Origin of the sequence: Flavobacterium glycogeni (assembly GCF_048286775.1) — a bacterium.
Classification (GTDB): domain Bacteria; phylum Bacteroidota; class Bacteroidia; order Flavobacteriales; family Flavobacteriaceae; genus Flavobacterium.
Map to the genome: position 1 here is coordinate 125,157 of NZ_JBLVPV010000006.1, position 22,326 is coordinate 147,482.

General features: G+C 35.4%; 15 protein-coding genes. 1 reads left to right on the forward strand and 14 read right to left on the reverse strand.

Annotated elements, in window-relative coordinates:
* Nucleotides 1-105: 105 nt before the first annotated feature.
* From uvrA to ACNQGX_RS06990, 8 genes are all read right to left on the reverse strand, one after another.
* Complete coding sequence (gene uvrA / locus ACNQGX_RS06955; protein ID WP_417975200.1) at nt 106-2,937, reverse strand: excinuclease ABC subunit UvrA; 2,832 nt, start codon at nt 2,935-2,937, stop codon at nt 106-108.
* Between the two features lie 173 nt (nt 2,938-3,110).
* Complete coding sequence (locus ACNQGX_RS06960; protein ID WP_417975201.1) at nt 3,111-6,191, reverse strand: WD40/YVTN/BNR-like repeat-containing protein; 3,081 nt, start codon at nt 6,189-6,191, stop codon at nt 3,111-3,113.
* A gap of 152 nt (nt 6,192-6,343) precedes the next feature.
* Nucleotides 6,344-7,081, reverse strand: a complete 738-nt coding sequence (locus ACNQGX_RS06965; RefSeq protein WP_417975202.1) for a LolA-like protein — start codon at nt 7,079-7,081, stop codon at nt 6,344-6,346.
* A 329-nt stretch (nt 7,082-7,410) separates the two neighbouring features.
* The gene (locus ACNQGX_RS06970; RefSeq protein WP_417975203.1) at nt 7,411-9,195 is read right to left on the reverse strand and encodes a chloride channel protein; all 1,785 of its coding nucleotides are present in this window, start codon (nt 9,193-9,195) and stop codon (nt 7,411-7,413) included.
* Nucleotides 9,196-9,236: 41 nt separating this feature from the next.
* A complete protein-coding gene (locus ACNQGX_RS06975; RefSeq protein WP_417975204.1) occupies nt 9,237-9,905 on the reverse strand; it encodes a DNA alkylation repair protein in 669 nt (222 codons plus the stop codon).
* A gap of 87 nt (nt 9,906-9,992) precedes the next feature.
* Nucleotides 9,993-11,678, reverse strand: a complete 1,686-nt coding sequence (gene ggt / locus ACNQGX_RS06980) for a gamma-glutamyltransferase (RefSeq protein WP_417975205.1) — start codon at nt 11,676-11,678, stop codon at nt 9,993-9,995.
* A 15-nt stretch (nt 11,679-11,693) separates the two neighbouring features.
* Nucleotides 11,694-13,379, reverse strand: coding sequence for a gamma-glutamyltransferase (gene ggt, locus ACNQGX_RS06985; RefSeq protein WP_417975206.1), 1,686 nt, complete (start codon nt 13,377-13,379; stop codon nt 11,694-11,696).
* Entirely contained in the window at nt 13,376-13,960 is a 585-nt protein-coding gene (locus tag ACNQGX_RS06990) for an acyl carrier protein phosphodiesterase (RefSeq protein ID WP_417975207.1), read from the reverse strand. The genes ggt (ACNQGX_RS06985) and ACNQGX_RS06990 overlap by 4 nt, the downstream gene beginning before the upstream one ends.
* A 119-nt stretch (nt 13,961-14,079) precedes the next feature.
* On the opposite strand from ACNQGX_RS06990, the gene glmM reads away from it, so the two are divergent.
* Nucleotides 14,080-15,468, forward strand: a complete 1,389-nt coding sequence (gene glmM / locus ACNQGX_RS06995) for a phosphoglucosamine mutase (RefSeq protein WP_417975208.1) — start codon at nt 14,080-14,082, stop codon at nt 15,466-15,468.
* 52 nt (nt 15,469-15,520) lie between these two features.
* Here the strand turns inward: glmM and ACNQGX_RS07000 are convergent, their stop codons facing one another.
* The 6 genes from ACNQGX_RS07000 to ACNQGX_RS07025 all read right to left on the reverse strand — a co-directional run bounded on the left by ACNQGX_RS07000 (nt 15,521) and on the right by ACNQGX_RS07025 (nt 22,265).
* Nucleotides 15,521-16,387: an MBL fold metallo-hydrolase gene (locus ACNQGX_RS07000; protein WP_417975209.1), complete on the reverse strand. Its 867-nt coding sequence runs from the start codon at nt 16,385-16,387 to the stop codon at nt 15,521-15,523.
* A 74-nt stretch (nt 16,388-16,461) separates the two neighbouring features.
* On the reverse strand, nt 16,462-17,025 hold the full coding sequence (locus ACNQGX_RS07005; protein ID WP_417975210.1) for a Crp/Fnr family transcriptional regulator: 564 nt from the start codon (nt 17,023-17,025) through the stop codon (nt 16,462-16,464).
* A 219-nt stretch (nt 17,026-17,244) separates the two neighbouring features.
* Nucleotides 17,245-17,733 (reverse strand): cupin domain-containing protein, encoded by a 489-nt coding sequence (locus ACNQGX_RS07010; RefSeq protein ID WP_417975211.1) that lies wholly within the window; start codon nt 17,731-17,733, stop codon nt 17,245-17,247.
* 278 nt (nt 17,734-18,011) lie between these two features.
* Complete coding sequence (locus tag ACNQGX_RS07015) at nt 18,012-18,311, reverse strand: hypothetical protein (RefSeq protein WP_417975212.1); 300 nt, start codon at nt 18,309-18,311, stop codon at nt 18,012-18,014.
* 515 nt (nt 18,312-18,826) lie between these two features.
* Entirely contained in the window at nt 18,827-21,364 is a 2,538-nt protein-coding gene (locus ACNQGX_RS07020) for a TonB-dependent receptor (RefSeq protein ID WP_417975213.1), read from the reverse strand.
* A complete protein-coding gene (locus ACNQGX_RS07025) occupies nt 21,351-22,265 on the reverse strand; it encodes a FecR family protein (protein WP_417975214.1) in 915 nt (304 codons plus the stop codon). The genes ACNQGX_RS07020 and ACNQGX_RS07025 overlap by 14 nt, the downstream gene beginning before the upstream one ends.
* Between the last annotated feature and the right edge of the window lie 61 nt (nt 22,266-22,326).

Consider the following 22,326-nt stretch of genomic DNA (forward strand, 5'->3'; position numbering starts at 1 on the left):
CTAAGAGTTGTGTTTACGGCTGAATTTACAACAAAATGTAATTGTAGAGGAAATAAAAGGAAATAAAAACCACCCCGCCCTACGGGCACCCCTCCAGAGGGGAATTTAAGTCAACTCTTTTTTCAAAAACTGCGCTGTATAACTCTTCTTAATTTTTATAATTTCTTCTGGTGTTCCTTTGGCAATAAGCTGTCCGCCGCCTTTACCACCTTCAGGACCAATATCGATGATGTAATCAGCCAGTTTGATCACGTCCATATTGTGCTCAATAATCAAGATCGTATTGCCTTTGTCTACCAGTTTATTAATCACTTCCATCAATACCCGAATGTCTTCAAAATGCAATCCTGTTGTAGGTTCGTCCAGAATATAAAACGTGTTTCCGGTATCTTTCTTAGACAATTCTCCAGCCAGTTTGATGCGTTGTGCTTCACCGCCGGAAAGTGTTGTGCTTTGTTGTCCAAGCGTAATATAGCCCAAACCAACATCCTGAATGGTTTTTACTTTTCTATAAATCTTCGGAATCATTTCAAAAAACGGAACCGCTTCATCAACCGTCATATTCAAAACATCCGAAATGGATTTTCCTTTGTATCGAATCTCCAATGTTTCTCTGTTAAAACGTTTCCCTTGACAAGTTTCGCATTCCACATATACATCAGGCAGGAAGTTCATCTCAATCGTTCGTACACCTGAGCCTTCACAGGTTTCACAACGTCCGCCTTTTACATTAAAACTAAAGCGACCCGCTTTATATCCCCGAATCATACTTTCAGAAGTCATCGTGAACAGATTCCTGATTTCAGTAAAAACTTCCGTATAAGTAGCCGGATTGCTTCTTGGCGTTCTGCCAATCGGGCTTTGGTCAATATCAATCACTTTATCGATATGTTCCAATCCTTCAATTTTTTTATACGGTTGCGGTTTTTTGACGCCATTAAAATAATACGCGTTCAAAATAGGGTAGAGCGTTTCATTAATCAAAGTTGATTTTCCACTTCCCGAAACTCCGGTCACACAAATCATTTTACCCAAAGGCAATTCTATCGAAACATTCTTCAGGTTATTTCCTGTTGCACCGGTCAGTTTCAGGAATTTTCCATTTCCTTCCCGACGTTTCGCTGGAACTTCAATTTTCATTTCGCCATTCATGTACATTGCCGTAATGGTATGGTGTTTCAAGATTTCAGCAGGAGTTCCTTTGCTGATAATTTCGCCTCCATACTTCCCTGCTTTTGGACCAATGTCAATCACATAATCCGCACGTTCAATCATGTCTTTATCGTGTTCCACCACAATTACCGAGTTTCCAATATCGCGTAATTGTTCGAGAGAATGAATCAATTTATCATTGTCTCTTTGGTGTAAACCAATACTGGGCTCATCCAGAATATACAAAACACCAACGAGTTGGGATCCAATTTGAGTGGCCAATCGAATACGTTGTGCCTCACCACCCGAAAGTGATTTGGAGCTTCGGCTTAAAGCCAAATAATCCAAACCTACATTCATCAAAAAGTTCAAGCGGTCCTTAATCTCTTTGATTACTTCAGTGGCGATAATCTTTTGTTTGTCAGATAAATGATTTTCTAAATCCAAAAACCAAGCTGTCAAATCTGAAATGTCCATATCACATAATTCGGTAATATTTTTTTCATTGATTTTAAAGAATAGCGCTTCTTTTTTCAAACGGGAGCCTTCGCAAACAGGACATTTTATTTCGTCCATAAACTCCTTCGCCCAACGTTTTATAGTTGTTGAACCGCTTTCGTCATGTTGGTTTTTTATGAAATGTGAAATCCCTTCAAAATCAATTTTGTATTCTCGGGCAACGCCTAAATCTTTGGAGTTGATGGTGAATTTTTCTTTTCCGCCATTCAGAATCATTTCCATGGCTTCCTCAGGAATTTTTTCAATGGGATCAGTGATTTTGAAGTCGTATTTTTCTCCTATGATTTCCAGTTGCTTAAAAATCCAGGATGATTTGTATTCGCCCAAAGGAGCAAAACCACCGCCTTTTATAGATAATTTCGGATTTGGAATAATTTTTTTAGTGTTGATTTCGTTTACCGTTCCCAAACCGTTGCAATGATCACAGGCGCCTTTTGGGGAATTGAAAGAGAATAAATTCGGTTCTGGATTCTGGTATGAAATTCCAGTAGTTGGACACATCAAATTCCTGCTAAAAAAACGAACTTCATTAGAATCTTGGTCTAAAACCATCAACACATTCTCTCCGTGATGCATGGCGGTATTGATGCTTTCAATCAAACGTTTTTCGTTATCTGGTGTATCTTCAATAACCATTCGATCCACAACAATTTCTATATCGTGTGTTTTATAACGGTCTAATTTCATTCCCAAAGTAATATCCAGTATATCGCCATTCACTCGAACTTTAAGGAAACCTTGCTTGGCAATTTGTTGAAAAAGCTCCGCATAATGTCCTTTTCGAGCACGAATAACCGGAGCCAAAATATTGATGCGTTTTCCTGTAAAATCCTGGATAATCAAATCCTTGATTTGCTCATCAGAATAGGAAACCATTTTTTCGCCAGTATTGTAACTGTATGCATCAGCACCACGGGCGTAAAGCAAACGCAGGAAATCATAAATCTCAGTAATAGTTCCCACTGTGGAACGCGGACTTTTACTGGTGGTTTTTTGTTCGATGGCAATTACTGGAGAAAGTCCATCAATTTTATCGACATCGGGACGTTCTAAACCTCCAAGAAACTGTCTCGCATAAGCAGAAAAAGTTTCTACATAACGGCGTTGTCCTTCGGCATAAATGGTATCGAAAGCCAATGAGGATTTACCCGATCCCGAAAGACCCGTAATAACTACCAGTTTTTCACGAGGAATGGAAACATCTATGTTTTTTAAGTTGTGAACGCGAGCGCCTTGAACTTCAATGGTATTGTCTTTGTCTAACATAATTTTTGCAAAAAAGCAAAGTTACCATTTTGATTTATTCTTTTCGCCCAACGGTTTGGAAGATTTTGTTAAAGATTCTTTCTGAAATTAGATTTGCGCAAATAAAAAGTTCAACATATAAAAAAAGCGTCAACATAATTGTTAACGCTTTCTTTGAGGAATTTTGATAAATATTATTCGGTTACAAATTCATTAAAAGGCTTAAGCACGAAAGGAATATTGCTTTCTTTTGCTTTCTTTTGATAAGAAGCTTCGTGTTTTGACTTTAACGTTTTAAACTCGTTTATTGAATTGTCAAATCGTTGTTTTATCACTTCCATGTTCTCCAGTTGTGAAGGGGACGGTGCCGTAAAACTGCTGGCGATATTAGAATATAATTCTCCCAATTTTTCTCTTAATTGTGGCTCTGCAGCACCTACGTAGTTATCACCAGTTGTCACCACCAATTTTGCTTTTAAATTATCAAAAGCCGTTTTTATTTTGGTAGCTTCTTTGGTATATCCTTTGTCTTTTGCCATAAGTTCGGTCAGCAAACTATTAGTCTGATCGATTTCATATACTGTGTAGGCCAATTCTTCGTTCATGTTGAATAATACACGCGTAATTTTTCTTTCTTTTTGACGGTCTGCAGCAGAAATACTACTTTTTGGGTCGTTTACTACTTTTAGTATGTAAGTGTAGGTTTCTTTTCCTTTTGTAAGGACCGCTTTGTAGTTCCCTTCGGCTACTCTTGGTGCTGTAAATCCATAATAGGAGAGCGTTTTTCCTGCTGCAATTTTAGGATTTTTCATGTTGTAATTCCAATTTACAACATTGATTCCTTTTTGTTTACCAGGTGTAAGAGTAGTTATTTTATTGCCATTTTCATCTTGAATCTCAAGATCCATTTTCCCTAAAGTATGACGTTTTTTTAGGTAATAAATAATCTGGGCACTCGAAGATGGATTATTTCCAACAAATTCCAATTCAGTTGCCGTTGTTCCAAAATTAGATTGCTCTTCTATTACTGCTGGTTTTAAATCGAAGAAATGCAAATCTTTATTTAGAACTACTTGATTTATTTGACGTAATGGGCTAATGTCGTCCAGAATGATTATTCCTCTTCCGTGGGTTGCCATAACCAAATCGTTGGTTTTTTTATTCAACTCCATGTGGTGAATCGCTACTGATGGCATTTTGTTTGTAAAATGCGACCAATTGCTTCCACCATCAATAGTTATATATAATCCTTTTTCGGTTCCTAAAAACAATAAATTTTCATTTATATAGTCTTCCTGAATGTTGCGTACAAATCCGTCCACATCAGCCGTGATTATCGATTTCCAAGTTTTACCAAAATCCGTTGTTTTATAGGTGTATGGCGCATAGTCGTTTTTGGTATGCCCTTCGAAAACGGCATAAGCTGTTCCTTCTCCAAAAACACTGGCTTCAATATGATAACACCAAGTGTTTTTTGGTAATCCTGTGATATTAGCCACAACATTTGTCCATGTTTTTCCTCCATCTTTTGTCACCTGAATGTTGCCGTCATCACTTCCTGCCCAAATGATATTTTCGTTTAGCGGTGATTCTGCAATGGTAAAAAGTGTACAATGATTTTCGGCTCCCGAGTTATCTTTGGATAAACCACCTGAATTTTCCTGATTCATTTTCTTAGGATCATTTGTGGTCAAATCTGGAGATATTTTTGTCCAGGTACGCCCCATGTCTTCCGATTTATGAACAAATTGACTTCCTATATAAAGGCGATCGGTTTGTTTTTTGCTGACTTCTATAGGGGTATTCCAGTTGAAACGCAGTTTAGGGTCTCCTTTTACGGCAAGTGGCTGTATAGTAATAAGTTCTTGACTGTCAATGTTGAAACGCCATACATTTTCGGCACCTTGCATTTCGCTATAAATAATGTTTTTAGATGGATGTTTCACTACTCTGAAACCATCTCCATAACCTACGCGAGTCCAATCTCTTGCTTCAATGCCACCCGGACTTTTTGAAGGCCCATACCAAGAACCATTATCTTGCAATCCGCCATATACATTATAAGGCTCTTTATCGTCTATACTTACATGATAAAATTGGGAAACGGGTAAACTACTTACCATTTCCATGGTTGAGCCACCGTCCCAGCTTCTATATACACCGCCATCGGTTCCAGAATACATGCGATTACTGTCATTAATATCAAAAGTAACATCGTGAATGTCGCCATGCATATTTCCTAAACTCTTAAAAGTCTTTCCGCCATCTCGGCTAATAGAACCCATTAATCCGCCTTTAACAACGATGTCAGCGTTTTTTGGATCGACCACAATTCTTGAAAAATAAAAAGGACGCACCACCAAACCAAAATCACTGTTTAAATGTTTCCATGTTGCGCCAGCATCATCGGAACGGTATAAGCCATTTTTATCACTTTTTTCAGTTTCGAGTACGGAATATAAAATATTCGAGTTAGTAGGCGCAACGGCGATTGCGATTCTTCCTAATTTGCCTTGAGGAAAACCATTGTGGATTTTGTTCCATGTTTTGCCACCATCAACCGATTTGTATAATGCAGATTGTTCCCCACCAGAATTGAATGACCATCCCGTTCTTCGGAATTCCCAAAAACTGGCATACATGATGTTAGCATTTTTTGGATCTATAATTAGATCCGAACAACCTGTTTTTGCATCAACGTAAAATTCTTTTTTCCAAGTGGTTCCGCCGTCTGTAGTTTTATAAATACCTCTTTCTTCGCTGTCTCCCCATAAGGCTCCTAATACACCCACCCATACCACATCGCTGTTTTTTGGATCGATTACAATAGAACTGATACGGTCGGATTTTGGCAATCCCATATTTTTCCAGTTCTGTCCACCATCTGTAGATTTGTATATTCCGTCACCTACGGATACGCTGTTTCGTGTCCAGGTTTCACCAGTTCCTACCCAAATATTTTGATCAGGTTTTGATGGGTCAATGGCTACACAACCGATAGACTGAATGTGTCCATCGAAAATGGGAGCGAATGAGGCTCCGCCATCATAACTTTTCCAGACACCACCACCAGCGGTAGCCGTATAGACTATTTTGTTATTGGTTGGGTGCATTTCCAAGTCGGTAATACGACCGCTCATCAACGCCGGACCAAGATGTCTTGCGGAAATGTCACCAAATAATTCTTTTCCTTTAAGGATTACTTTTTCTTGTGCATTAATTGCTGATGACACAAAAAGAAGTAAAGTTGCTATTAATAGATTGGTTTTTTTCATACGTAGATAATATTTTTTTATAGGAATAGGTTATACGCCATGAGGAAAAATCTTTAGACACAATTTGTGTTTTAAGAAACATGGCTATTTCATAAAAAGAGTTTTAAAAAAATCCCCAACGCAGGTTGAGGATTGATTGTTATAGCTTGATATTATTGCGCTGGAAAAGCAAAAGCGCTGTCAGCAACTGTAGGGTTTAAAGTTACTTTTTTAATTTTCATATCTTGGCCTCCCATATTCATGGCAAATGGGAAAAATACACCATCAACTTCTTGATAATCACTCATTGTTGAAACCGATTTTTGACCTTTCATTGGACCTTGTTTAATCTCTGTTTCTGTTGCTATTGCTAAATAATTTTCGGTGTCAAAATAGTAATAGGATATATCATCCATTTTTACACCATCAACAGTAACTGGTTTTTTTGTGAATTTTATCTTGAAGCATTCCGTACCTTCTTTAGTTTCTTTTCCTATAAATTCTGCGGCGTATCCTTTAGCTTTATAGTCTAACAATGCATCTGGAAAGTCGTTGTTGCTTAGAATAGCATTTGCTGTTGTCTCAGCATCACTTTTTTCCGCTTTCATCGTCATGAAATTAGTATTCCAAATGGTTTTGCCGTCCGATGCCATTTGAGTGATTTCTTTTCCTTGTAAAGAAATTTTAACATACATCTTACCTCCAGCTAATTGTACCATTTCAACTGGAATTTCCATACCCTGAGCATTAACGCTCATTTCCATTTTAACACCTTTAAGGGGTTTTAATTTTTCTACACCTCCAATAGTTGTAAAGTATTTAGAGATAACTTCATCTGCACTTTGTGCAAAAACTGAAGTACTTACAATAGAAAATAAGAATGCAACGATCGATAATTTTAATGTTTTCATAATTTTTTGTTTGGTTTATTGTGTTAGTATAAATTTATTTTAAAATGTTACAAGATGAAATGATATTCTTGTTAATTAATTTAGAGATTATAATTATGCCTAAAGATATTAATTAATAAAGTATGAAACAAAAAAAATGTAATTAGGGCATTATGTGATTGTTAGGGACTCAGTCACCTATCATGCTTCTTCGGAAAGCACATTTTAATTTATTCTTTCGATAGAACACTTTAGAAGTTTATGTTAAATTAGGATATAAAAAAACGCCAACCTAAGTTAGCGTTTTCTATTATGGATGTGGATCAATAATATCATTTTAATATTAGAAATTATTCAATCGTCATTGATTTTAGTTTTGTTCGATAGGCTTCTAGCGCAAAAGATTTCGAAATAAAACCATAATATTTCCCCTCTTTGAGAACGGGTAAGAAGGCTTTTTTCGATTTTTCAAACTTATTCATGACCATTTCCATACTATCATCAGGAGAAATGATTTCTGTAGGTTCTATCATTATTTCTCTAACCAAAGTATATTTTACTCGGTACGTATTGAATATTATTTCTCGAATATCATTAAAATGAACAATACCCAATAAATTTTTTTCAGTATCCACAACTGCAAATATAACTTGATTGGAATGGGAAATTAAATCCACCAGCCTTTCTAAATTTTCATCAGGTGAAACCGTTAAATAATCCGTTTGAATTATGGAAGTGGTCTCTAAGGTCGAAAGGATATTGGTGTCTTTATTGCTCGTAAAAGCATGTCCTTTTTTGGCTAAATTCTTTACATCCATAGAATGTTTTTCAAATCGTTTTGAAATCGCAAAACTAATTGAAGCAACAATCATCAAAGGAATCATTAAGTTATACCCTCCAGTAATTTCTGCTATTAAGAAAATCGCAGTCAAGGGTGCATGAAACAAACCACTTAAAATTCCTGCCATTCCAACTAATGTGAAATTACTTACTGGTAATTTAGCAAGTCCTGTCAGATTTAAAAATTTAGAGAAAAAGAAACCAACATAAGATCCCAAAAATAGGGAAGGAGCAAAGTTTCCTCCATTTCCGCCACTGCCTAAAGTAATTCCAGTTGCAAAAACTTTTACCATCATAGTCAAGCCTACAAATACCAATAAAGCCCAACTATTGTCTCGAAAACCGCTAAATAATGTGTTTTCCAATAATTTCCCGGGATCATTCTCAGATAATGTTTTGATGCTTTCGTATCCTTCGCCAAAAAGCGTCGGAAAAATAAAAATAAGAATGGCCAAAATCGAAGAACCAAACAACGCTTTTTTATAAGGTGATAATTTAAGTCTTGCGAAAAAATGTTCTACTCTCTGAAAATTACGGGAATAATAAACCGAAATAAATCCGGTAAACAAACCTAAAAGGATATAGAAAGCAATGTTATGATAATCAAAACTTTGTTGTTGTTTGAACGAAAGCAAAATTTCCTCATCTAATGCAATTACCGAAACTAAAGCACCTGTTGCAGCGGCAATCATAATGGGTGTAAATGCAGCAATACTCACATCAACAAGCAAAACTTCAATAGCAAATAAAACTCCGGCAATAGGCGCATTAAAGGCAGCGGCAATTCCTGCAGCAACTCCACAACCTATAAGTAGCGTTCGGTCTTTATAACTTAATTTATATTTTTGGGCATAATTCGAGCCAAAAGCAGCACCGGTAATAACAATAGGACTTTCTAAACCTGCAGAACCTCCTAAACCAACAGTTAACGAACTGGTTACAATTTGAGCATACATTTGTTTTTTTGGAATAATACTCGCTTTTTTGGCAACAGCATACAAAATTTGCGAAGTCCCTTTTTGGATGGTTCCTCCCAAAACTCTTTTGACAACAAAAACAGTAAGCAGAATACCAATTATGGGCAAAATACTATTGATGAAGCCCAATTTTAAAATTCCACTGACATACGTAGCAAAAGAAAATACCCAGTGCGCAAAAGATTTTAATACAATTACAGCAAAAGCGGAAGAAATACCAACCAAAACCGCCGATAAAAATATAAACTGCTTTGGCGTCAACATGGATTGCGCGAAAGCTATTATAGTTTCTAATTTCGAAATATATTTTTTGAACATGATACTTTTTAAAAGGGGTGCAAAACTACTATTATTTTATCCTAACACATATTTTTCAACGCTTCTTTTGTGCTTAATGGTTTTAAATTACTGGTTTTTACAAATTCTTTAACCGCTTCAGGATTTGACTTTGCATATTCCCTTAATGCCCAGCCTATTGCTTTTTGAATGAAAAATTCCTTAGAATGAGACTGTTTTAAGCATTCTGAAAATAAAAAATCAGCATTCGTTTTTTGTTTGTAGCCCAATTGAAATAAAATAGCACTTCGGTTCAACCACATATTCTCTGACTTTGAAAATCGTTCTATTATATTCTTGGTTTCCAATGGAAATTCCAATAAATACTCACCCAAAATGTACTTCGCAATCGTATCGACGCTGTCCCACCAAGAATTGTTGCCTATCAGTTTTTCAATCAGTTGAATGTCTTCTTTTTTATAATTCCCTTTGAGCTCTTTTATCAAAATTTCAATCGCGCAATAATGAAATTCCCGTTCTCTTTTTGAATATAAATCCAATGCAATTACTCTTGCATTTGCAGCAACTTCTTCTTTGTTTTCTTTCCAAATTTCCTTGAAAATGCGTCTTCGTTCCTCTGTTTTTATTACAAAAAACGAAAAATTATTCTTCATGTATTTTGCCATCGGAAAGGCATTTTCTGGATTTTGATTTGCTTTAAAAGCGTTTTCTAATGCTGTAATAAAATTCATAAAATAAAATTTCAATGGCAAAATTCAATAACAATGGCAATATCAATTTAAAATGCTCAACATAGTCGATAACCCATAACCTAAAACCTAAAACCCTACAGCTTTATCGTCTCCTCTAAAATCAGCGCCACCTTCGAGTTTTTTACTTGGCAAAACCAAAATGGCATCCACTTTTCCTATTACGGGTGTTGTTTTTTCATTGATAAGGTATCCTTTTGATTTCAGGGATTCAAAGGTTTTAGTATCGAATGTATTGGGTTCAAAAGTGATCAAATCCGGTAACCATTGGTGGTGAAAACGAGGTGCATTTACGGCTTCTTGCATACTCAAACGATACTCATAAACATTTAATATCGTTTGCAATACCGATGTAATAATCGTAGAACCTCCGGGAGAACCCACAACCATAAATAATTTTCCGTTTTTCTCTACAATAGTTGGCGTCATAGAACTCAACATTCGTTTTTGTGGCTCAATACTGTTGGCTTCATTTCCCACTAACCCAAACATATTCGGTTCACCTGGTTTGGCACTGAAATCATCCATTTCGTTGTTTAGGAAAAAGCCCAATTCATCACAATAATATTTAGAACCGTAACCGTCGTTTAATGTTGTAGTTGATGAAACCGCATTGCCAAACTGATCCACAATTGAATAATGGGTAGTCTCTGTACTTTCATTATAATTTACTTTTCCTTCTTTTACATCTGATGATAAAGTGGCTTTTTCAAAACTAAAATTCGACATTCTTTGTTTCAAATAATCATCAGCCATTAATGCTTTCAAAGGAATTTTCACAAAATCAGGATCACCCAGATAATAACTTCTGTCTGCGTATGCTCTTCTTTCGGCTTCTACAATAACTTGAATGGCTTCCGTTGAATTATGTCCCATTTTAGCCAAATCGTAAGGTTCAATCATTTTGAAAATTTCAGCGAGACATATTCCGCCACTGCTGGGTGGAGGCATAGAAATCACCTTCAAATCCTTGTAATCAAAAGTGAGTGGCGTTCTCCATTTAGCTTCATATTTAGCCAAATCTTCCAAGGTGATTATGGCTCCTTTTTCTTGAAGATATTTAACTAATATTTTAGCTGTTTCACCTTTGTAAAATTCATCTCTGCCATTTTTTGAAATCCTTTTTAATGTAGCAGCCAGCGCAGGATATTTTATAACATCATTTTCTTTAAAAGCAGTTGCAAATAGCGTTTTGTCACCATTTACTTTTATAATTTTCGCTCGATAAGCAGCCAATCGGTCTTCTTGTTTTTTGGTAACAATAACACCTCTTTCGGCTAATGCAATTACCGGTTTTAGAATTTCTTCGATAGGCAATGAACCCAGTTTTTTATGAACTGCAAAAACACCGGCAATCGTTCCGGGAACTCCAATAGCAAGAGGAGATTCGGTACTTTTTCCTTTAATAACATTTCCTTTTTCGTCAAGAAACATATCTTTAGTGGCTGCTAATGGCGCTTTTTCGCGGTAATCTAATGAACCAATTTCGCCGTTTGCTTTTCGATAGACCATAAAACCACCACCGCCAAGATTTCCTGCAAACGGATAGGCTACTGCCAAAGCCAATTCGGTTGCCACCATCGCATCAAAAGCATTGCCTCTTTTTCTCATGATTTCAACTCCAATTTTTGAAGCTTCTTCACGTGCTGAAACTACCATTGCTTCATTAGCAACGAGTCCAGTGGGTTGAACCATTACATTTTGGGTTTTGCAACCAATAGAAAGAATACTCAATAGAATAATAATTTTTTTCATTCAGATACTATAATTTTAAAAACCAACGGCTTTGTTATCACCTCTTTTATCTGCTCCACCTTCCAATTTACCATTCGGAAGAACCAAAACAGCATCTACTTCACCAATGATTTCTTTGTTTTTTTCATTAATGAGATACCCTTTTTTCTTTAAATTATTCAATAATTCTTTATCGAAAGAATTCGGTTCAAAAGTAATTTCATCCGGTAACCATTGATGGTGAAAACGAGGTGCGTTTACCGCTTCTTGCATACTCATATCAAATTCATACACGTTTAGTATCGTTTGTAATACCGATGTGATAATTGTGGAACCTCCCGGCGTACCCACAACCATGAAAAGTTTATCGTCTTTCTCGACAATGGTTGGCGTCATGGAACTCAACATTCTTTTTCCGGCAGCAATGCTGTTGGCTTCACTTCCAGTCAATCCATATAAGTTTGGAACCCCTGGTTTGGCGCTAAAATCGTCCATTTGATTGTTCAAAAAGAAACCCAATTCGTCGCAATATATTTTAGAACCATAATTATCATTTAAAGTAGTCGTTGCCGAAACTGCATTTCCAGCAGCATCAACAATAGAATAATGCGTGGTCTGATTGCTTTCATATCCTTTAATTGCTCCATGGGCAATGTCGGAGGATTTAGAAGCTTTATCGAATGAAAAATCACTCATTCTTTTTTCTAAATACGATGGACTTAGTAATTCTTTTATCGGAAGTTTTACAAAATCAGGATCACCCAAAAAGTAATTCCTGTCAGCATACGCTCTACGTTCTGCTTCTGTAATAACTTGAATCGTTTTTACGCTGTTGTGTCCCATTTGTGAAAGATTGAAAGGCTCAATCATTTCCATGATTTGATTCAGACAAATTCCGCCACTGCTTGGTGGAGACATCGAGGTGATTTTTAAATTTTTATATTGAAAAGTAATTGGAGTTCTCCATTTGGCATTATAACTGTTTAAATCTTCTAATGTAGCATTTCCGCCTTTTTTAGTAAGAAAAGCAACTAACTTTTGGGCTGTTTCCCCTTTGTAAAATTCATCCCGACCGTTTTTAGCAATTCGTTTTAATGTTGCTGCTAATGCAGTATATTTTATGGTATCATTTTCTTTATATGCTTTGGAAAACAAACTATTCTTTCCATTGCTTTTTATAAAGGAAGCTCTGTAATAGGCCAAACTTTCGGCTTGAAATTTAGTGACAACAACGCCTCTTTCTGCCAAGGCAATTACAGGTTTCAGAATGTCACTTAAGGGTAAAGAACCATATTTTTTGTGTACTTCAAATATTCCTGCAATGGTACCCGGAATACCAGATGCCAAAGCGGTTTCTCTACTTTTTCCTTCTATTACATTTCCTTTTTCGTCCAGAAACATATCTTTTGAGGCTGCCAAAGGTGCTTTTTCTCTATAATCTATTGCTCCAGTTTCGCCATTGGCTTTTCTGAAAACCATGAAACCGCCACCGCCAATATTTCCTGCCTGTGGATGTGAAACTGCCAAAGCCAGTTCCGTGGCAACCATCGCATCAAAAGCATTTCCGCCTTTTTTCATGATTTCAACTCCAATTTTCGAAGCTTCTTCACGAGCTGAAACTACCATAGCTTTTGAAGTTACTAAACCAGTTGGTTCTACCGTTTTTTCATTCGATTTGCAACCTATAAGGGCAAAGGCAAGGAGAAAAAGTATTTTTTTCATAAGGTGGTTATTTTAGTATTCGAAAATAGGATTAATTCTTGAAAAAAATTGCTAAACTCTTTTTCAAACTCCGCATAAAATTCGGAAAGTTCATGGGTAGCAAACCGCATTTTAGATTCGTTTTTAGTACGTTGATCCATTTGCGTCAAAATTCGATTAATTCCTTCCACCGTTTGATAACTCACCAGCCAATTTTGTTCAATCATGTACGGCATTATTTCCTTAGTTCTTTCCGAAAGAATGATATGATTATCCTGTAAAGATTGGTAGAAACGTTCTACAAAATGGTCTAGGTTTTCATCAGAGTATTTAGTCCAGTTTTTAGCCAAAAAATGATCATAAAAAACATCTACAATAACACCGGCGTAATGATGGTATTTTTCATGTAGTTTTTTGGTGCTTTGTCTAAAAATGGGATGCGCATCGGTAAAAGTGTCAATGGCACGATGCAGAATGATTCCTTTTTGAATTTCTAAAGGATAACTTTCAAAATGTTTTCCACGAATTCCATCGGCCATGAAATTGCCAATTTTGATTAAATCATTGTCACCGGAAAGATAGATGTGTGCTAAAAAATTCATTCGCCTAATTTAGGAATTTAAATGATGAATTTTGAATTCTAAATGACTTTTATAAACCGCCAATTATTATATTTGTGGACAAATTAAAATTTATAATTCAAAAATTAAAATAATAATCAATGACTTTAATAAAATCAATATCAGGAATTCGTGGAACAATAGGAGGTAAAGTTGGTGATAATCTGACACCTGTTGATGCAGTTAAATTTGCTTCGGCGTATGGAACTTGGTTGAAAAAATATATTGGAAAAGAAAAAATAACAGTTGTTGTAGGTCGTGACGCCCGTATTTCGGGACCAATGATTCACAATTTGGTGGTAAACACTTTAATTGGTTTAGGAATTGACGTGATTGATTTGGGTCTTTCAACAACGCCAACTGTTGAAGTTGCTGTTCCTTTAGAAAAAGCGGAAGGTGGAATTATCCTTACGGCTTCCCACAATCCAAAACAATGGAATGCCTTGAAATTATTGAATGAAAAAGGAGAATTCCTGAATGGTGCAGAAGGATTAAAAATTCTTGAAATTGCTGAAGCGGAAGCTTTTGATTTCTCGGATGTGGATGATTTAGGAGCCATTATGATTAACGATGCGTACATGGATATTCATATTGATGAAGTATTGAATTTACCTTTAGTGGATATTGATGCGGTAAAAGCGGCTAAATTTAAAGTAGTTGTTGATGGCGTAAATTCTTCGGGTGGAATTATTATCCCAAGATTGTTGGAATTAATGGGCGTTGAAGTAGTAGAATTATACTGCGAACCAAACGGACATTTTCCTCATAATCCGGAACCGTTGAAAGAACATTTGACTGATATTTCAGAATTGGTAGTAAAAGAAAAAGCACATTTAGGAATTGTAGTTGATCCAGATGTAGATCGTTTGGCTTTCATTTGCGAAGACGGAGAAATGTTTGGAGAAGAATATACTTTGGTTGCTTGCGCCGATTATGTATTGAGTAAAACGCCAGGAAACACCGTTTCGAATATGTCGTCTTCCCGTGCGTTGCGTGATGTGACTAATATGCATAACGGAAGCTATGAAGCCAGTGCAGTAGGTGAGGTGAATGTAGTGGAATTGATGAAAAAGAATAATGCTGTGATAGGTGGTGAAGGAAACGGCGGAATCATTTATCCGGAATTGCATTACGGACGTGATAGTTTGGTAGGAGTGGCGCTGTTTTTAACGCATTTGGCCAACAAAAAAATGACAGTTTCTGCTTTGCGTGCTTCGTATCCTGAGTATTATATGAGTAAAAATAAAATTGAATTAACGCCACAAATTGATGTTGATGCGATTCTTGTCGCCATGACTGAGAAATACAAAAATGAAGATATTACCACTATTGACGGTGTGAAAATTGATTTTGCTGAAAATTGGGTTCACCTAAGAAAATCTAATACAGAACCTATTATTCGTATTTATACCGAAGCGGCTTCACAAGAAAAAGCGGATGCTTTGGCACTTAGAATTATTGACGAAATAAAAGCGGTGGCTGGATTATAATCAAAACCCGACGAGAGTCGGGTTTTTTTATGGCATAATTTTTTTTAATGTTTTAGATTTTTAAAGTGAGGTCAGTTTTTATTGTTTTGTTGTGGTGCTCAACGTTAATACATTTATTCTCCCTAATTATTTCAGTTTGGATACCACTTTTTAGCCAAATAAATTTATCTTGAACATTCGAGTTTTCTATTTCATTTCTTAATGATTTTACCGATTGTTTAAAATGCCACCAACCCTCATAATGTATGGGGATTACATAATTAGCATTTAACAAATTTGTAGTTTTAATTGCCTCCTCACCATTCATTGTTAGTCTTAAATTCTTCTTTAAATAAGGAAATGCTCCTGCTCCCAAATGTAAAATTGCTACATCAACTTTTTTTCTTTTGGCTAATTCATATACGCCTTCAAAAAGCACCGTATCTCCTGAAATATAAATACAACCGTTTTCTTGCCCTTCCCATTCTATGGTAAATCCCAGAACCTTACCCATTAGTTTGTCTAACCTTTTAATGTTTGTATGTTGTGCAGGAATGGCAGTAATTTTTAATCCTTTTACTCTTTCGTCTGTAATCTTATATTCTTGCCAGTTTTCAAGCCCTACGGTGTTATCGTTCTTCAATCGTTCAACCGCGTCTGTTGTTGATAGTACTACTGGAACCGTTTTTATAAAAGCTTTACCGTTTTTGTCTAAATTATCTTTATGATGGTCATGACTTAATAAAACCAAATCAACTTTCCCAATTTCTTCATTTGAAAGAGCAGGATCTATATATTTTTTGGAAAACGCAAGCGGTTTGCTTACATATTGGGGTAACCATCCATCTTTATTGTTGAGTGTTGGGTCAGTCAATATTTTAAAACCATTTATGTTTATTAAAACACAGGCTGTATCAATGTGGGTGATAAATACTTTCATTTCAATTTATTGTTTTATAAGTTAATTATTTCAACAAAATTGAGGAAGTATTTTCTCAGTCGAATTGACTTTGGTCAAGAAATGCGTTTGCGGATTCGACTCAATGTTTCTGGGACGACACCAATATAAGAAGCGATGTATTTTTGGGGTATTGATTTAATAAGTTTTGATTGCTCTGTAAAAAGTGCCTCGTATCTTTCTTGCGGTGTTTTTATGAGTAAATCCAGTTCTCTTTTTACTTTTTTTGATAATAAAAATTCGGTTGCCATTTGCCCGAGTTTTCTGGAAGTTTCACATTTGGAATATAATAAAGTCAGGTTTTCGAAAGAGATGGAATACAATTGACAGTTTGTTATGGCTTGAATATAGACCGAAGTACTTTTTCTGTTATAAAAAGAATCATAAGCACAGTAAAAAGAATTTTCAAAGGCAAAGTCAAAAGTGATCTCTTTACTATTGTTAACGGCATAATATCGAACGATACCTTCATCGATAAACGAAAGGTAATTTTCTATTTGTCCTTCAAATAAAATGATTTCATTGGCATCAAATTTTCTTATCTTAATGTGTTTTAAAAATTCAGTAAGGTCGCTTTCTTCGAAGCCCAGTTTTTTGAAATAATTTATAAGTGTTATCATTAGATGCTCTCTTAACTTGCAAAGTCTTTTTTAATATAGTCTAAAACACCAAATTTACACACTTAATTTAAAAGGACACACTTTTTTGGACGATGTCTTTTATGAACCGTTTCTCTGGTTACGGATATGCTAGCGGGACAATTCTTTCCGTTACTTGTTTTGCAACGCAATGACAACAAAACTTCCATTGGTCCCTAAAACGTCATGCATGGCCTGAATTTATTTTTTATTTCTGGGGTCATCGGCAGGATTAACGTAGGCGATTCCCCAAGGACCCATGCCATGTAATTGTATGATGCATTCCTCCTTTGTGAAGAAATAGTGGTGAGTGCCGGTTTTCATCACTGCAAATCCTCCTGTCGTCATCTTCATAGCTGTTTTTTCGTCAAATTTATCTCCGATTCCCATATAACAAGATCCTTCAAGAACAGTAATGTGCTCATCGGCGGGATGGAAATGGGGCATTATCATATAATTAGCTGGAATTTTAGCTCGCATGGTAAATAATCCCATTGCTCTTGGGTCTCCTTCTATTACTACTACTTTTGCTCCAGGCGGCAGACTAGGAGGAGCATCGCCCCACTTAATGTCACCAGGCATAACCATGATATGGTCAGCATGCATTTTCATATCTTGAGCCTGAACCTGTGTGACTAAGCTGAAGATACCTAATAGTATCAAGGCAGCTATTTTCTGTTTTGCTTTCATTTTCGTTGTAATTTTTGTATCGCTTTATTAAAAGAGGATTCCACTTTCTAATGGATAACGTAACATCTTAAAAATCAAGAACTGGTCAAATGAAGTTTTGATGGTTCCAGTGTCCATTCCATTTGTTTATATCTAGTTTTTATCCTGAACAGAATCTGAAAATACAAAAATGGAAGTTAGGTAGTTTTTCATTTTTGTTACAGCATACAAACTCGAATAATTAGGGAGGAACTGTCTGCCAGAGACAGTCCGCCCTAATTTACCTTTAACTGTCATAATTATACAGATTTGATACCACTATATTCATAGTGTAGCGGTAAAATAACCGGTTGTATTGATGGAATCCCATTCTTGCTAAGAATAGGCATCAACTTTTGCCCAAATTCATTAAACTTGTTTATATTTTCCCAAACATCCACCACTTTCCAACCTTTATCGGTTGGTGCACCTACGTGGTGTTGCAATCCTTTTGGATTTTCATGACCTGCTGCACGCAGATCTTGCCAAACTTGATCATATTGCTTTGCTGTCATGTTAGGAAAGTCAAATTGAACCATTACTTTTTTCATGTTTTCCATTTTGCTGTTTTTTAATTTTTCTACTCGTTTGGCTTTTCGATGACGCCCCGTTTTTTTAGTGGCTTCTGGTCTCCACTTTTAAATGATATAATGTCAGCTTCGAAAGTCAAGAATTTATTAGATACTCTTGTGACTGATTCTTGCTTTAAACTTTTCAATGCCATCCGAGTTTAAACTCCTTTTTCATTTTATTTAATGAACCAAAAGAAAAGAATTTTACTAAGGAAAATATCGATAGTATATATCGGTAAACGCATTTTAAACCTAATGTTTTTCGATGGTGAAAAGCCTAACAAAAATACGATTATTTAATTTTTAATGTATTGATTATTAGGCAAATATGTTTGTTTTTTTTAATTTTATTGCTTTAAATAAAAAAAGCATTATTAAAACATTGTTAAGTAAAATGTTCCTATAAAAACAAACTTAAAATTAATGAAACAAGTCTGTTTTTAATAAATAACCCTTTCAAAGTGCTGCACTTTGAAAGGGTAGGTTGTAAATCAAGCTAAATATTAAAAACTCACCCTAAAACTTATATTTGGGGTTAAGCCAAGTGATTTGTTGTCTACTTGAAGGGCATCATTGGAATCATTTGGATTCACTTTGTAATACCGATTGATCAGATTGTTTTGGTTTGTTGCGTTAATAATACCGGCAGTAAACGAAGCTTTAATAAATTGTGACAGGTTGAAATTGTAATTTAAAGAAGCGTCTAAACGCATGAAATCATCTAAGTTTTCACTGTTTGGAGAATCATAATTTACCATGGTATTATTTCCGTTTTGTACGGTTTCATTCCCTTCAATTGGTTTTGTATACGGCGACCCATTTCTCCAAATACCACCAACAGCTATTTTTAGATTTTTAAGAATGTCGTAATAAAAACCTAACGATACTGAATGTCTTATATCTACATTATTAGGGAAAGTTGAAGGTGTAAAAGTATCAAATTCATAGTCATTTGTACTAAACGTATAGCTTACCCAAACGCTATATTGACGTGCTGTTTTATTGGCTAAAAATTCAAAACCTTTAGCGGTGTAACTTCCATTAGCATTAGTAAACTGAAAGCTGTTATAGAAACCCTGATTAGAAGCTGTAATGCCGTCAACAATTTTATAAAAACCTGTAGCCTCAATATTTAGTTTGCTTTTATTGAATTCTACACCAAAAGAGCCTTGTTTACTCGTTGCAATTGGAATGTCTTTATCGGTTACTAAAACCCAACGTCTTTTTTCGACACCTAAAAAATCATCTTCAAAATCCACGATTTGAGTAGTAGATTGATTTTTAAATTCTCCTTCTAATTTTAAAGCAAATTGATCTGATAATTTTTGTCGAATGTTTATTCTTGGCTCGACCAAAAGCTTTTCGAATTTTTGAAAATAATTCAAACGCAATCCAACTCGCAAATAGGTATTGTTTTTATTGTATTCGACTTCAGAAAATAAAGCGTGATTCAATAAAACATCTTTTTTAGTGCTAGAGTAAAACGGAGCGCTAACGGTGGTTTGGTTTAACATTCCCGTTTCATTGAATTGGTACCCAAACAAAAAATTTAAGTTGTCATTAGTTTTGTAATACGTATTGAGTTTAGCTCCAGTTTCCAAAACTTCATTGGCTTCGGTTAAGCGCTGGTCCGTTTCCACTCTGTAATCGGTAGCATCAATATTGTATCTGGAAAAGTAAGTGATGAAATTTGAGCTTAATTTTGGATTCCATTGAGCTTTCCAATTTCCTCCGTAACCAATGTTTTTCTGGGATAAATTACTGGTTTTAGATTGGGTTTCGTTTGAATTTGTAATGCGACTTTCTGAATAATCCAATGCATTATTAATACCAATAATATTAGCTCTGAATTGATGTTTTTCATTTAAATCGAAAAGTAATTTAGCGGTATAATCATAAAAGTAAAAATCAGAAGCGGTATTATTCTGGTCACTATCTGCATTGATTTCAGTGTCCTGAAAACTACGATCAAAGTATTTAGTGTACGTAGGCGATTTAAACAAATCAGTAATCGAACGACGTCCTGAAATATGAAGTTCTAATTTTTTAGTTATTGGAATTTCTAAAAAGGCATCGGCACTAATGGAGTTAATTCCTGCGCCACCAGAAAAGGTATTGGTAACCAGATCTTTCGTATACATGTTGATAGTACTGGAAACGCCATCACTATATTCAGCACTTGTTCCGTTTTTACTGACGATAACTTTATTGGTAAGATTAGGATTGTAAGCAGAAATTAACCCGAAGAAATGACCGGAATGATACATTTTGATATTATCCCAAAGCACTAAATTCTGATCATTAGTTCCGCCACGCACGTTAATGTTAGCAATGCTTTCATTGGTACTTTCTACACCGGGAAGCGCTTGAACAGATTGCAAAATGTCAGGTTCTATTAATCCGGGAAGAATACCGAATTTTTTAGTGTTTAAAACGGTGCTTCCATCCAGGTATTTTTGTAAGCCGGGCGTTAAATAAACATTTATCAGGACCTGATTTAACTCTTCGTTTTTTGTAGAAAGAACAATGTCCTTGCAATTATTTTGTGCAGAAAACAATTCGTTAGCCGAAAACTGTCTGGATTCAAAACCCAAATAGGAAATGGTCAGCGTTGCATTGATTGGAATATTTTGCAGGCTAAATGTACCGTTTTTATCTGTTATTGTACTTCTTCCAATGTCATTTACAACTACTGAAGCGCCAACTAAAGGAGATTTTTTTTCATCGGAAAAAACAATGCCACAAACGGATATTGTTTTGTTTAACACTGAAACGGTAACATATCGATCGTCTAAAGCTTTGAAATTTAAAAGTGTTTTCGAGTTCAGATAATCAATAGTTTCTTGTAACGTAAAAGAAGCATTTGGTTTGTCAATTGTAATTGTGGCTACATCTTCAACGGCATACGAAAACTTGATATTAAATTGTTTTTCGATGGAAATGATAACCTCACTTAAAGGTATTTTTTTAGCTGTATTCTGTCCATAACAAATACTGCCAATGCAAAGTAGTAGAGAAATCAGCCATCTATTTAACACCATAGTTGTAAAATATAATGGTTTTGCCTTTAATCTTGTAGCTTAATTTAAGCGGAATTGTAACCGCCTGAAGCGCTATTTCTTTGTCAGTATGTGTAAAACTTCCCGTAAAGAGTTTTGAAGTATCGACACCCTCTACTTTAATTTTTATATCATATTGACGCTCCAATTCTGCAATAACCTGATTTAATGGAATCTTATTAAAGCTTGATTCTTGTTGAATCCATGAAGGATTTTGGGCATCAAAATCTTCAACATTTTCGATGGTGCCATTTATAACTCGGAAGGTTTTTCCGGGAGGTAATTTAATAGTTTCGTTATTATACGTTACACTCACCAAACCTTCGTAGCAATTCACTTCAAAATAGTTTTTGCGTTCTTTTACGTTAAATTGTGTCCCTAAAACGGTAACGACTCCCGCAGTTGTGTTTACACTAAAAGTTTGCCCTTTCTGAACTTTGAAAAAAGCTTCTCCTTCTAATGTTAAAGTTCTTTTATCAGCCCATTTCTTTTCGTTAAAACTTAATTTTGAAGCGGAGTTTAAGATCACTTCAGAATTATCAGGAAGTGTAACTGTTTTTGTTTGCGCTATTTGGGTTTCAAAAGATGTAGTATTGTTAAAAAACAAGAAATAAGCAGAGGTTAACATAACAACCAGAACAGCGGCAACTCTATAGAATGCCTTGAAGTTTAAAGTTCTGACTTTTGTTTTCTTTTTAGAATGGTTTCTGGCTTTAAAAGCTTCCAAAGCAGAGTGGGCATCTATTTTTGGAGCTTCCAATTGTGATGCATAATGAGCAATTTTTTCAAGTGTTTTCAAATCTTCAGATTGTTTTAAATCTTCAATTTCTTGGCTTGAAAGCTCATTATTCAACCATTTTAATATCTCTTTATCGGTTTTCATTTTATATCTCTATGTTTATAAGACAACTAACTTTTAAATTACCCTACAGCTAAATGACTAA